Origin of the sequence: Amycolatopsis coloradensis (genome assembly GCF_037997115.1) — a bacterium.
In the GTDB taxonomy this organism is placed as follows: domain Bacteria; phylum Actinomycetota; class Actinomycetes; order Mycobacteriales; family Pseudonocardiaceae; genus Amycolatopsis; species Amycolatopsis coloradensis_A.
Genome location: NZ_CP150484.1, coordinates 3,225,232 through 3,239,459, shown reverse-complemented (window position 1 = coordinate 3,239,459; position 14,228 = coordinate 3,225,232). Strand labels below are relative to the sequence as shown.

Annotated in this window: 8 protein-coding genes; 2 read left to right on the top strand and 6 right to left on the bottom strand. The window is 68.4% G+C overall.

Going from position 1 to position 14,228, the window contains the following annotated elements; genetic code table 11:
* The first annotated feature begins 446 nt into the window (after positions 1 to 446).
* Entirely contained in the window at positions 447 to 1,388 is a 942-nt protein-coding gene (locus tag LCL61_RS15430) for a serine protein kinase RIO (RefSeq protein WP_340687458.1), read from the top strand.
* Positions 1,389 to 1,732: 344 nt separating this feature from the next.
* On the top strand, positions 1,733 to 3,235 hold the full coding sequence (locus LCL61_RS15425) for a DEAD/DEAH box helicase (protein WP_340687457.1): 1,503 nt from the start codon (positions 1,733 to 1,735) through the stop codon (positions 3,233 to 3,235).
* A gap of 122 nt (positions 3,236 to 3,357) precedes the next feature.
* On the opposite strand, the gene map is transcribed toward LCL61_RS15425, so the two are convergent.
* The 6 genes from map to dnaE all read right to left on the bottom strand — a co-directional run bounded on the left by map (position 3,358) and on the right by dnaE (position 14,224).
* Entirely contained in the window at positions 3,358 to 4,215 is an 858-nt protein-coding gene (map, locus tag LCL61_RS15420; protein ID WP_340687456.1) for a type I methionyl aminopeptidase, read from the bottom strand.
* A gap of 23 nt (positions 4,216 to 4,238) precedes the next feature.
* The gene (locus LCL61_RS15415) at positions 4,239 to 6,044 is read right to left on the bottom strand and encodes a penicillin-binding transpeptidase domain-containing protein (RefSeq protein ID WP_340687455.1); all 1,806 of its coding nucleotides are present in this window, start codon (positions 6,042 to 6,044) and stop codon (positions 4,239 to 4,241) included.
* 49 nt (positions 6,045 to 6,093) lie between these two features.
* Positions 6,094 to 6,948, bottom strand: a complete 855-nt coding sequence (locus tag LCL61_RS15410) for a DUF4081 domain-containing protein (RefSeq protein WP_340687454.1) — start codon at positions 6,946 to 6,948, stop codon at positions 6,094 to 6,096.
* A gap of 518 nt (positions 6,949 to 7,466) precedes the next feature.
* The gene (locus LCL61_RS15405; RefSeq protein ID WP_340687453.1) at positions 7,467 to 8,711 is read right to left on the bottom strand and encodes a low temperature requirement protein A; all 1,245 of its coding nucleotides are present in this window, start codon (positions 8,709 to 8,711) and stop codon (positions 7,467 to 7,469) included.
* A gap of 456 nt (positions 8,712 to 9,167) precedes the next feature.
* A complete protein-coding gene (locus LCL61_RS15400; RefSeq protein WP_340687452.1) occupies positions 9,168 to 10,640 on the bottom strand; it encodes an MFS transporter in 1,473 nt (490 codons plus the stop codon).
* Positions 10,640 to 14,224: a DNA polymerase III subunit alpha gene (gene dnaE / locus LCL61_RS15395; protein ID WP_340687451.1), complete on the bottom strand. Its 3,585-nt coding sequence runs from the start codon at positions 14,222 to 14,224 to the stop codon at positions 10,640 to 10,642. The genes LCL61_RS15400 and dnaE overlap by 1 nt, the downstream gene beginning before the upstream one ends.
* Positions 14,225 to 14,228 lie beyond the last annotated feature (4 nt).

The window sequence follows — 14,228 nt, the reverse complement described above, 5'->3', positions numbered from 1 at the left end:
GGTCGTGAGTGGCGTTTTGGTGCCGACCACCGGGAAACGGAGCTGAGTGGCGGCGATGAGCGCCTCCAGCGCCTTACCCGCCGGCTCCCGCATCGACTCGAACGGCTGCGGTTCGGTGAGCCACTGCCGCAGCAGCGCGGTGACGACCGCGACGTCGGACGAGGTCCGCNTTCGTGCCGCCACGGAATCGGCGGGACGTCGACCAGCCGGGCACCCGCGCCACCGCCATGCTTGTCACTTCGACGCGCCGGAAATTAATTCGGTTGCGCGCGCCTGACGGCGTCCGCGATGATCGTGCGCGATCCGGCAGGGAGCCGGTGGATGCGACAGGGAGGTGCCTCGTGCTGATGACTGTCCGGGGCCTTGGCCGCCCCCATCCACTCGCCCCTCGAGGCTGAGCACGACGCTCGCCCGGTGGGGCATCCCTGACTAGGAGAAACCCACCAGTGCGCAAGCACGATCTCGAAGAGTCCTACGAACAACGCCCTCGCCGCACCCGTCGTGCCCGGTTCGACGACGAGCCCGAACCCACCCGCGGCGGACGGCTCACCGAAGCCGAACGCGTCCGGCTCGCCCGGCTGCGTGAGGACGCCTACACCGAGACCGCCATCCCCGACGGCGCCGACCGCTGGAGCACGTGGGGAGACGCGGAGCACGGGCCGCTGCCGCGCCCGGACTGGGTGATCACCGAACTCGCGGCGGTGGACACCGAACTCGGCATCCTCAAGACCGGCAAGGAGGCGGACGTCCATCTCGTCCGGCGCAATCTGCCCGGCACCGAGGGTGTCGTGCTCGCCGCGAAGCGGTATCGCAGTGGCGAGCACCGGTTGTTCCACCGCGACGCCGGCTACCTCGAAGGCAGGCGGATGCGGCGGTCGCGGGAGATGCGGGCCATGGAGTCGCGCAGCAGCTTCGGCCGGAACCTCATCGCCGAACAGTGGGCGGTGGCCGAATTCGGCGCGCTGAGCAGGCTTTGGACGGTCGGCGCGCCGGTGCCGTACCCGGTGCAGCGCGACGGCACCGAGCTGCTGCTGGAATTCCTCGGCGACGGCGAGACGGCCGCGCCGCGCCTGGCACAGGTCCGGCCGGAGCCCGAGCAGTTGCGGGAACTGTGGTTCCAGACCGCGGCGATGCTGGAACTGCTGGCGTCGCAGGGGCTCGCGCACGGCGACCTCTCGGCGTACAACCTGCTCGTCCACCGTGAGCGGATCATGGTGATCGATCTGCCGCAGGTGGTCGACATCGTGGCCAACCCCGGCGGGCTGGAGTTCCTCGCGCGGGACGTGCGGAACATCGCGACGTGGTTCCACTCGCGGGGGCTGCCGGAGCGGCTCACGGCGGTCCCGGAGCTGATCGAGGAGCTGAAGGAGATCGCCGGTCTCCGGTGACCGTCCACAGTGGCTCGCGGGGTCCTTCCCGGCACGATCACGCCGGGAAGGACCCCGCGGTGGAGACCCTGCCCACAATCGGTCCCTCCGGTTGGGAGGCCGGATAACGGTCCGGTACAGTAGTGACAGACCGCAACCGGCGGCGTGGATGAGTTGGTGTCCGTCGCCTCCAAAGCCAACCGAATGGCTCGCGGTATCCGTATCAACCAATTGGCGCGCGGTGTCACGCAGACGCGGTGTGCCGGGTTCGTCCCTGTGAACGCCCATCTGTGCACACCATCTTGCCTTGCCTGCGTGCGGGCAGCCCGGGCCTCCTTGTGACGTGCCACGTCCGAGAGGCATTTGTGACAGTCACGTTCAACTCCGGCCACACCTCACCGTCGGCCCGGCAGCACCGCAAGCCGCGCACCCGCCCCGCGGGTGACGCGATGCTGCACAACGACGCCGTCGAGAGTGTCAAGGCCACCACCTGGGCGGAGCTCGGGCTTCCCGAGCCGCTGCTGCGGGCACTGGCCGACGCCGGTATCACCTCCCCGTTCCCGATCCAGTCGGCGACCATCCCCGACGCGCTCGCCGGCCGCGACGTGCTGGGCCGCGCCCAGACCGGTTCCGGCAAGACCCTGGCCTTCGGCCTCGCGATGCTGACCCGGCTCAACGGCGGCCGTGCCCGTCCGAAGCACCCGCGCGCGCTGATCCTGGTCCCGACCCGCGAGCTGGCGATGCAGGTCGCCGACTCGCTGACCCCGCTGGCCAAGTCGCTCGGCCTGTGGTGCCGCACCGCCGTCGGCGGCATGGCCTTCACCCGCCAGGCCGACGCGCTTTCCCGCGGCGTCGACCTGCTGATCGCCACCCCCGGCCGGCTGTCGGACCACGTCCGCCAGGGCACCGCGTCGCTGTCCGACGTCAACTTCGTCGCGCTCGACGAGGCCGACCAGATGGCCGACATGGGCTTCATGCCGCAGGTCCGCGAGATCCTCGACCTGACCCCGGCCCGCGGCCAGCGCCTGCTGTTCTCGGCCACCCTCGACGGTGACGTCGACAGGCTGGTCCGCGCGTACCTGACCGACCCGGTCACGCATTCGGTCGCCCCGTCGACCGCGAGCGTCACCACCATGGACCACCACGTGTTCCAGGTGTCGCACCAGGACAAGCAGGACATCATCACCGAGATCGGCGCCCGTGAGGGCCGCACGATCATGTTCGTCCGCACCAAGCACCACGTGGACCGCCTCGCCGAGCGCCTGCGCGAGAAGGGCGTCCACGCGGCCGCGCTGCACGGCGGCAAGACCCAGGGCCAGCGCAACCGCGTACTCGCGGACTTCAAGGAGGGCTACGCGCCCGTCCTCGTCGCCACGGACGTCGCCGCGCGCGGTATCCACGTCGACGACATCTCGCTGGTGCTGCACGTCGACCCGGCCGCCGACCACAAGGACTACCTGCACCGTGCCGGCCGCACCGCGCGCGCCGGGGCGTCCGGTGTCGTGGTCACGCTGGTCACCCACGACCAGCGCCGCATGGTGCGCCGGATGACCGACCGCGCCGGTGTCCGCGCCGAGCAGACCACGGTCCGCCCGGGCGACGCCGAGCTCGCTCGTATCACCGGTGCGCAGCAGCCCAGCGGCGAGCCGGTCGTCGAGCGTCGTCGTGAGTCCCCGCGTCGTGGCGGTGGCCGCGGCTACGGTGGCGGCGACCGCGGCGGTTACCAGGGCTCGCGCGAGGGTCACGGTCACCGCGAAGGCGGCCGTCCCGGCGGCTTCCGCGGCCGCCCGCGTCGTGGCGAGTCCGGTGGCGGCAACGGCCGTCCGCAGCGTCCGGGCGGACGCCCGCGTCGCAGCTACGACAGCTGATCAGAGCCGGTCCGTCCGGCCCTAGCCCGCAATGAAGGGGCCTTTCATCGCAGATTTCGCGATGGCCCGGCCGGAGCCCGCTTCACCGCATCGGATGCGGTGAAGGGCCCTTTCAGCCCACGTCAGGGCAGGGTGAGGATTTCGGCGCCGTCCTCGGTCACCACGAGCGTGTGCTCGAACTGGGCCGTCCACTTCTTGTCCTTGGTGGTGACGGTCCAGTCGTCGGCCCAGATGTCGTACTCGATCGTCCCGAGGGTGATCATCGGCTCGATCGTGAAGGTCATGCCCTGCTCGATCACCGTGTCGACCGACGGCTCCTCGTAGTGCAGGACGGTCGGCGCGGTGTGGAACGCAGGGCCGACGCCGTGGCCGGTGAAGTCCCGCACGACGCCGTAGCCGAACCGCTTCGCGTAGGACTCGATGACGCGGCCGATGACGTTGAGCTGCCTGCCGGGGCGGACGGCCTTGATGGCGCGCATGGTCGCCTCGCGCGTGCGCTCGACCAGCAGCCGCGCCTCCTCGGAGACGTCACCCGCCAGGAACGTCGCGTTGGTGTCACCGTGGACGCCGCCGATGAACGCGGTGACGTCGATGTTGCAGATGTCGCCGTCCTCGATCACCGTCGAGTCCGGGATGCCGTGGCAGATCACCTCGTTCAGCGAGGTGCAGCACGACTTCGGGAACGCGCGATAGCCCAGCGTCGACGGGTACGCGTGGTTGTCCAGCAGGAACTCGTGGATCACCTTGTCGATGTCGTCGGTGGTCGCACCGGGTTTGACGGCCTTGCCGCCCTCCTCGAGCGCCTGCGCCGCGATCCGGCCCGCGACACGCATCGCCTCGATGACCTCGGGCGTGCGGACCCCGTTGCCCGTGTCGCGTTTCGGCGCCGGCCGGTCGACGTACTCGGGACGGGCGATGCCGGCGGGGACGACTCGCCTCGGCGTCTGGACGCCGGGCTTCAAGGGGGAGCGAACGGACATGAGCCCAGCCTACGACCTGACGGCTAGCCGAGCCCCGCCAGGAAGCGCTGGGCGGCCTCGACCGCGGGCTTGGACGTCCCCGCGTCGGTCGTCAGCACCGCGAACGCCAGGTCGCCGGTGTAGCCGACGAACCAGCCGTGCGAATGCGTGCCGTCGCCGAACTGCGCCGTCCCGGTCTTGCCCCGGACGTCCGCCAAGGGCTTGAGCAGCGTCGCCGTGCCGTCGGTGACGACCTCACGCATCATCCCGCGCAGCGCGTCGAGCACCTCCGGCTTGATCGGCTTGCCGAGCCCGGACGACGTCGTGGCCATCCCGCGCACCAGCGTCGGCACCGGCACCTTCCCGGACTGGACCGTCGCGGTGGCGACCGCCAGCCCGAACGGACTCGTCACGACGGTCCCCTGCCCGAAGCCGTTCTCGGCCCGCTGCGCGACGGTGTTCGCCGGTGGGACCGAACCGGTGATCGTGGTCAGGCCGGGAATCACGAAGTCGGCACCGACGCCGAGGTCGCGCGCGGCGTCGGTCAGCGCGGCGGGCGGCAGGTCGGTCGCGAGTTTCGCGAACGTCGTGTTGCAGGATTTGGCGAACGCCGTGGAGAGCGGGACGACACCGAGCGCGAACTTGCCCTCGTTCGGCACGGTCCGGTTTTCGAACGTGGCCGTGCCGGGGCAGTCGACGGGACTGTCCGCCCGCACCGAACCCGCGGTCAGCCCCGCGACGGCGGTGGCCATCTTGAACGTGGAGCCGGGCGGGAACCGGCCGGTGAGCGAGATCGCGCCCTGGGTATCGGCCGGGGCGTTCTGCGCCACCGCCAGCAGTTCGCCGGTCGACGGCTGGATCGCGACCAGCGCGGAGGCCGTCGGGACCGGCGCGAGCGCCCGCTCCGCCGAGCCCTGCGCCTTCACGCTGAGCGTGCTGACGACCGCGGGCGCGGGCTTGGGGTTCTCGGAGTGCAGGTCGATGATCTCGCCGCCGCCCGTGTCGAGCGTGACGACGCGCCAGCCCGCGGAGCCCTCCACCTGGTCCTCGACGAGCGACCGGACCGCGGGCAGCACCTGCTTGCCGAAGTTCTTGTCGTCGGGCAGCAGCCTTTCCTGCTGACTGAACCGGACGCCGGGCAGATCGTAGATCTCGGGCTTCACCTCTTGGTAGCTGTTCGCCCGCAAGCTCACCACCGGATAGCCGGAGCCGGGTTTGAGCGTCTTCACCCCGTCGCGGATCGACTGGCCGGTCACCGACGCCTCGAACCGGTTGAGCGCCGCGCCGAGTTTGTCGGTGACGGCCACCAGATCGCCCGCCTTCGCCGGGTCGAGCACCACGCTGACGACCGTCTGCGGGCGCAGCAACGGCATCCCGTCGCGGTCCAGCACCGGCGCGAGATCCGGCGGATCGGCCTTCAGCGCGATGCTCTGCTGCGCGGCGAGCTGCGGATGGAGCGCCGTCGGCAACCAGCGCACCTTCCAGCCGTCCTGCGTGGAATGGATCTGCGCGTCGGCCTTGTACGTCCAGGTCCGGCCGCGCGGCAGCTTCCAGCTGAGCTGATAGGTCGCCGTCCCGTCGTCCGCCCCGGACGAATGCCGGACCTGCTTGTCCACGACGGTGATCGACTCGGGCGAAAGCGCTTTCCGCGCCATCTCCAGCGACGCTCGCGCAGCCTCCGGCGAATCGGTGAAGGAGGCCGCGGCGGCGACGTCACCGGAAGAGAGTCCGCCGAGGAAGCCCGAGATGGCGTCTTCAGGACCGGAGTCGGCGAAGAGTCCGCACCCGGCGGCCGAGAGGCCCACCACCCCCGCGAGCACGACGACGGCGACACGACGACCTGCAGGCATGCCGCGAATCCTGCCAGTCCCGGCCCTTTCCGGCCGGACACGACACGGCCTAGAAGAGAACCGTCGCGTACTGCCCGACCTGATGGAAGCCGATCTTGCGGTAGGCGGCGAGCGCGGGGCCGTTGTAGGCGTTGACGTACAGGCTCGCCGTGCGGCCCATCCCGCGGACGAGCCTGGTCACCACCGACGCCGTCCCGGCCGTGCCGACCCCGCCGCCGCGGCGTTCCGGATGCACCCAGACGCCCTGGATCTGGCCGACCGTCGAGGACATCGCGCCGATCTCGGCCTTGAAGACGACCTCGCCGTCCTCGAACCGCGCGAACGCCCGGCCGCCGGCGATCAGCTCCGCGACGCGGGCGCGATACCCGGCGCCGCCGTCACCGGTGCGGGGATCGACGCCGACCTCCTCGATGAACATGGCGATCGCGGCCGGGAGATACCGGTCGAGTTCCTCCGGGCGTACCGCGCGGACCAGCGGATCGGTGGCGACGGACGGGATCCCGTCGAGCGCCAGGAGCGGCTGGTCGTGCCGGACTTCGCGGGCGGGACCCCATTCCGGCTCCAGTTCGTCCCAGAGGCCCAGCACCTGCTCGGCCGGGCCGACCAGTGACGAACAGGTCCGCTGCCGCCGCAGGGCACGATCGGCGAAGGAACGCAAAGCGGAGGCGTTGCCGCGCAAGGGGATCAAGTTCGGCCCGGAGAAGCACAGCCCTTGGAGCCTGCCCGCGCGAACGGGGCGGGAATCCGCGGCCCAGAGCTCACCACCGAGCCGCCAGGGGTCGAGACCCGCGGTCTCCACCCTGGCACTCACCATGCAGCTGCCGACCGGGTCTGTGGCGAGCGCGGCACGGACCGCGGGATAGTCCCGATCATCGAGCAGCCGTGCACCTGCAAGCCGCAACACCACTCCAGGGTGCCAGATCGGCGGCGTAAACGGAACGCAAGCTTCACGACACGCTGAGAGAACTTCGGCAGGTCGAGGCCACCGAGTGCAATGAAAGGCCCCTTCATCGCAAATTTTGCGCTGAAGGGNCCAGCGTTCGTCCTGAGCCAGGATCAAACTCTCCAACAATGTCAAATTTGATCGAGGCAATCTAATGCTCTCAAAGGAACCCCAAAACGAGGTTCAAAATACATAAGCTCTACTGGCTTAGTTCACTAGCACACTGTTGAGTTCTCAAGCAACACACCCCAGATCGCACCGCAACCAAGCGGCCTTATCCGAAGCAGTCATTTCTTGGCTTTTGTCCGGAGCACACTCTAGCACCTGCTCGAAACTGCCGTTTCAGCGGGGGTAGAGTTACCTCTCCGGTTCGGGACCACCCACTCTACCACCATCCGGTGGGAGCTTGGTTCGTGTTCCCGGCGGCCGCTCGGTTTCCCTGGCGACGAAGAGAACATTACACGGCCCGAAACCGGCGTTTACAGGGGGGTCCCTTTTTTCGCGCCGGGGCTCTGACCTGCATCGATCGGGCTCTCTCCCGGAACCGGCTCGCCGTGGGTCGCGACGACCGTCAGCACGACGAGGGCGGCGGCGAGCCCGGCGGTGATGTGGATGGGCGCCGGCGTGAACGACGCGCCGAGCACGAGCACCGCGGTCACCGGGAAGCCGATCGCGATCGGACGGCATTCGTTGGTGGGTCCGATGTGCATGAGCCAGACGCTGAGCAGATAGATCGCGACGGGCACGGTCGTCGCCATGGCGGCGGGCAGGGACGCGACATGCCCGGTGTGGGTGTCGTAGTCGACCGCGACTTCGAGACCGGCGCCGAGCGCGGCCGCCGAGGCGAAGATCAGGTAGTGCCCATAACCCCAGCTCGCGACGGTGAACAGGCTCTTCGCCTTTTCGAGCCGGACGTGACCCGGCTGGTCGAAGTACAGCCACCACAAGGAGAACACCAGCACGAGACCCGCGGCGGCGAGCGAAATCAAGCTGGCGGTGTGCTTGCCTTCGTCCAGCCCCTCCTTGACCGCGGTGGTCGCGCCGAGGATGGATTCACCCAGCACGATGATCGTGAACAGGCCGTAGCGCTCGGCGATGTGGTGCGGGTGCCAGCCCGTCCAGCGCTTGCGTTCGGCGATCACCGGAACCGCGAGTTCCGCCAGCAGGAGCAGGAAGAACGACGGCAGCGCCAGCGACTCCGGAAGGCCGAGGCGGACGACCCACAGGATCTGGACGATCGTGATGCCGATGGCATAGCGCAGCGCGGCCGGACGGCATTCCGGATCGGTCCGCGCGGCGCGCAGCCATTGCACGACCATCGCCAGCCGCATCAGCACGTAGCCGGCGACCACGATCTTGAAGTCACCCTCGAAGGCGGATGAGACGCCGGCGGCGACGGTCAGCCCGCCCGCGATCTGCACCAGCGTCACCAGCCGGTACGGGACGTCGTCGGTGTCGAACGACGACGCGAACCAGCTGAAGTTCAGCCAGCCCCACCAGATCGCGAAGAACACCATCCCGAAGCTGAGCACCCCGTGCCCGATGTGGTTTTCGGCGATCGCGTGGTGCAGACCGGCGGCGGCCTGCGCGACGGCGACCACGAAACACAGGTCGAACAGCAGCTCCAGCGGGGTCGCGACCCGGTGCCCTTCACCGGAATCGCGCATCGTCATCGGCCGGTACCAGACCCGCAGCCGGCTCCGCCGTACAGAACTCTCCGCCATCAGTGCTCCTCGCCACGTCGATCTGCGGAGATCTTCGCAGCCGAAAGCGGTTCACACACTCGGAGGAAACGCGCGGCGGGTGGGTCCGGCCGGGTGCACCTCCCCAGGCGACCCCGCACGAACCCACCCGCGCGAATGCCTCACCGGAACTCGGCTCGCCAGTGGTGTTGAGCCGGCCGCCGCCGAACGGTCCCCCGCGGACGCCGACGGCTGTCCACCGGTTCGTGACCGCGGGTGTCCATTCCTGAGAACTCCGGACTCACCACGATCGCTCCCGCCGATCGATCCATCCCCGATCGATCGACAGAAATACCACTGTCGGTAGCCAAGTCACAGCGGTGAAGGCTCCGTTAGGTGTACCCGGTTGCTCTGAGTAGCACCAGAGGATGACAGCTTCAGTCACTCGGATGGAGCATCCGATCTTGCCGAAAGTAGTCATCGGCACGTGCGGAAGACTCAGCCGCGTTGACTGTCGGCGGCAGCCCGCTCGGCTTCCTCCCGCTCGGTGAGCAAACGCCGCTTCCGGCGGGCACGAAGTTCGATCACGGCGAGTAAAAGCGCCGAGCTCGTCAGGACGGCGGCGCACAGCATCGCGGCGGTCAGCGCCGACGGATAGGCACCGTTCGCACCGAGTACCGCGTGGAAGACCGAGGCCAGCACCACCGTGCCGATCGCGGTGCCGATCCGCTGTCCGGTCTGCAACGCTCCCCCGGCCACACCGGCCATCGACGTCGGGACGCATTCCAGCGTCAACGTGGTGTTGGGCGAGATGACCATGCCGCCACCGACCCCGGCGACGAGCAACGGCGGCGCGAACCACCAGCCCGCCGCGGCACCGGGATCCTGACCGGCGAGAACGGCGACCGTGATCATCCCGGCGATCACCATGACCAGCCCGGTGACGGTGAGCTTGCGGCCCCACTTCGGCACCAGCCGTCCCGCGATCGCCGCCGATACGGCCGAGCCGAGGGCGAAGGAGGTGACGGCGAGTCCGGATTGCAGTGGCGTGTAGCCGAGGCCTTGCTGGAAGAAGATGGCGAAGACCAGCCACATCCCGGTGAACCCGCTGAAGTACAGCGCGCCGACGGCCGCACCCGTCGCGTAGCCCGGGGTTCCGGTGAACAGGCGGGTGTCCAGCAGCGGCGGACGGCCGCGCCGCACCATCGAACGTTCCCAGCGCACGAAAGCGAAACCGAAGACCACCGCGACGAGGAACAGCCACCACAGGCTGCTGAGCCCGCCCTGTTCGGACTCGATCAACGGGAGCAGGACACCGAGCACGGCGACACCCAGCAGCATGATGCCGACGAAGTCGATCTCACCCCGCAGGCTTCTCGCCGGTGTCTCTGGTTTCGGCAGCCATCTCAGTGCCAGCGCGAACGCCAGGATCCCGATGGGCACGTTCACGTAGAAGACCCAGCGCCAGCCTTCCGGGTCACCGAAGACGGCGAGGATCACACCGCCGAGCACCGGGCCGACCGCGGTCGAGATTCCGACGGTGGCGCCGAACATGCCGAACGCGCGGCCCCGTTCCGCGCCGCGGAACAGGTCCTGGATCATCCCGCTGTTCTGCGGCGTCATCATGCCCGAGGCGAACCCTTGCAGGAGCCGCGCGATGATCAGCGTCGTCTCGTTCGGTGCCGCGCCGGCGAACGCGCTGGTCAGCACGAACGCGGCGAGCGCGAACAGGAACATGCGGCGGCGGCCCAGCGCGTCGCCGAGCCTGCCGCCGGACACCAGCACCAACCCGAAAGCCAGCGCGTAGCCCGAAACCACCCATTGGATCCCGCCGCTCGACGCGCCGAGGTCCTTCTGGATCGAGGGCAGTGCCGTGTTGACGATGCTGACGTCGAGCAGGCCCATGAACCCGGCGGCGAGGGAGACGGCGAGCGCCTTCCAGCGCCGGGGGTCGGGTTCGTACGCGCTCATCAGGTGCTGGCGGCGATCCCGGGGATGCCCTTGAGCTCACCGATCAGCATCGACGTCACCTTGACCGGATAGTCGTAGAGCGCGAAGACCGTCTGGTTCTTGCCGACCAGTTTGAGGTGCACCGGAGTCTCGCCCTTGTGCGCCAGCAGGGTCTGCTTCAGTTCGCTGACCACCGACTGGTCGATCTTCTCCGCCGCGGCCAGCAGGACCAGCGGCAGGTCGTCGTCGCCGTTGCCGACCTCGGACAGGTCGAGCGGCACGAGACCGCCACCGAAGATGGACATCTTGTCCTCGCGCCAGTTCACCCGGCCCTTGACCAGCACCGCGTTGTCCTCGATGAGGTCGGCGGAGAACATCGCGTAGGACTTCGGGAAGTACAGCACCTCGAGCGAGGCGTCCATGTCCTCGATGGTGCAGATCGCCCAGGGCTCGCCCTTCTTGTTGACCCGGCGTTCCAGCGAGGTGATCAGCCCGGAGACGACCAGTTCGCCTTCCTTCGGCGGGTCGGCGAGGATCGCGGCGATCGGCCGCGGCGCGTGTTTGCGCAGGATGCGCTCGGCGCCGTCCAGCGGATGCGCCGAGACGTAGAGGCCGAGCATTTCCCGTTCGTAGGCCAGGAGCTGCTTGCGCGGGTACTCCTCTTCGCCGAACTTCAGGTGCGCGAGCGGAGAAGAGGACACCGCGGCTTCGGCGTCGTCGTCCCCGCCGAAGCCGAAGAGGTCGAACTGGCCCATCGCCTCCTGGCGTTTGAGCGGGACCACGGCCTCGACCGCGTCCTCGTGCACCTGGATCATCGAGAGCCGCGTGTTGCCGAGCGAGTCGAACCCGCCGGCCTTGATCAGCGATTCGATGACCCGCTTGTTGCAGGCCACCAGCTCGGACTTGTCGAGGAAGTCGGTGAACGAGGAGTACTTCCCCTTCTCCTCACGGGTCTTGATGATCGACTCGACGACGTTCGCGCCGACGTTGCGGACGGCACCCATGCCGAAGCGGATGTCCTCCCCGACGGCCGCGAACCTCAGCGCCGACTCGTTGACGTCCGGCGGGAGCACCTTGATCCCGAGGCGGCGGCACTCCGAGAGGTAGACCGCCGACTTGTCCTTGTTGTCACCCACCGAGGTGAGCAGCGCGGCCATGTACTCCGGCGTGAAGTTCGCCTTGAGGTACGCGGTCCAGTAGGAGATCAGGCCATACGCGGCCGCGTGGCTCTTGTTGAACGCGTAGCCGGCGAACGGGAGGATCGTGTCCCAGAGCGCCTTGATCGCCTCGGACGAGAAGCCGCCGGGAACCAGCTCGCTCGACTTCATGCCCTCTTCGAAGCCGACGAACTCCTTCTCGAGGACCTCCGCCTTCTTCTTACCCATGGCGCGGCGGAGCACGTCCGCGCGGCCCATGGAGTAACCGGCCACCTTCTGGCCGATGTGCATGATCTGCTCCTGATAGACGATCAGGCCGTAGGTGTCGGCCAGGATCTCCTTCAGGGGCTCTTCGAGCTCGGGGTGGATCGGTTTTACCTTTTGCCGCCCGTTCTTGCGGTCGGCGTAGTCGTTGTGCGCGTTCATGCCCATCGGGCCGGGGCGGTACAGCGCGCCCACCGCCACGATGTCGTCGAACACCGTCGGCTGCATCCGGCGGAGCAGGTCACGCATGGGCCCGCCGTCCAGCTGGAACACGCCGAGCGTGTCACCGCGGGAGAGCAGCTTGTACGTCTCCGGGTCTTCGACGCCGAGGGTGTCGAGGTCGATGTCGATCCCGCGGTTGGCCTTGATGTTGTCGATCGCGTCACCGATGACGGTGAGGTTCCGCAGGCCGAGGAAGTCCATCTTCAGCAGACCGATGGCCTCGCACGACGGGTAGTCCCAGCCTGTGATGATCGAACCGTCGTCACGCTGCCACAGCGGGATGGCGTCGGTCAGCGGGTCGCACGACATGATGACCGCGCAGGCGTGGACGCCGGCGTTGCGGATCAGGCCCTCGAGACCGCGGGCGGTCTCGAAGATCGTCTTGCACTCTTCGTCGGTCTCGACGAGGGCGCGGACCTCGGCCGCTTCGCCGTAGCGCTCGTGCTTCGAGTCGACGATGCCCGAGAGCGGGATGTCCTTCGCCATGATCGGCGGCGGGAGCGCCTTCGAGATCCGGTCCGCGATCGCGTACCCCGGCTGACCGAAGTGGACGCGGGCGGAGTCCTTGATGGCCGCCTTGGTCTTAATGGTGCCGAAGGTGATGACCTGCGCCACCTTGTCGACGCCGTACTTCTCGGTGGCGTAACGGATCATCTCGCCGCGTCGGCGGTCGTCGAAGTCGATGTCGATATCGGGCATCGAGACGCGCTCGGGGTTCAGGAACCGCTCGAACAGCAGCTTCTGCGGGATCGGGTCCAGGTTGGTGATACCGAGGACGTACGCGACCAGCGAGCCGGCGGCGGAACCACGGCCGGGGCCGACGCGGATGCCGACCTTGCGGGCGTAGTTGATGAGGTCGGCGACGATGAGGAAGTAGGCGGGGAAGCCCTTCCCGATGATGACGTCGAGCTCGATCTCGATGCGCTCGTTGTAGTACGGGTCCGGCACGCCGTCCGGGTACCGCCACTTGAGGCCGCGCGCGACCTCTTCCCGCAGCCAGGTGCCCTGGTCGTAGCCCTCGGGGACCTCGAAGAACGGCAGCCGGTCCTTGTGCGTGTACACGTCCTTGTAGGACTCGACGCGCTCGGCGATCAGCAGCGTCGAGTCGGCGGCGCCGGGAACCTCCTTGTCCCAGTACTCGCGCATGTCGGCGGCCGACTTCAGGTAGTAGCCGTCGCCGTCGAACTTGAAGCGGTTCGGGTCGTTCAGCGTCTTGCCCGCCTGCACGCACAGGAGCGCGGAGTGGGTGTCGGCCTGGTCCTTGGTGACGTAGTGCGAGTCGTTGGTGGCCAGCGGGCGGAGGTCGAGCAGCTTGCCGATCTCGAGCAGGCCCTCACGGACCGACCGCTCGATCGGCAGACCGTGGTCCATCAGCTCGAGGAAGAAGTTGTCGGCGCCGAAGATGTCCTTGTAGTCCGACGCGGCCTGGATCGCCTCGGTGCGCTGCCCCAGCCGCAGCCGCGTCTGCACCTCGCCCGAGGGGCAGCCGGTGGTCGCGATGATGCCGTGGTGGTTCTCCGCGATCAGCTCGCGGTCCATCCGGGGTTTGCGGTAGTAGCCCTGCATGCTCGCGAGCGAGGAGAGCTTGAACAGGTTGCGCAGACCGGTGGAGTTCTCGGCGAGCATCGTCATGTGGGTGTAGGCACCACCACCGGAGACGTCACCGCCCTCACCGAACTCGTCGGCGCCGCGCTGGTTCGACTGACCCCAGAAGACCGGCTTCTTGTGGAACCGGCTCTCCGGCGCGACGTAGGCCTCGATGCCGATGATCGGCTTGAGGTCGTGTTTGACCGCCTGCTGGTAGAACTCGTCCGCGCCGTACATGTTGCCGTGGTCGGTCATCCCGACCGCGGGCATGCCCAGGCGCGCCGCCTCCTTGAACAAGGGGGCGATCTTCGCCGCACCGTCGAGCATCGAGTACTCGGTGTGCACATGCAGGTGGACGAAGGAATCGTTCGACACCAGC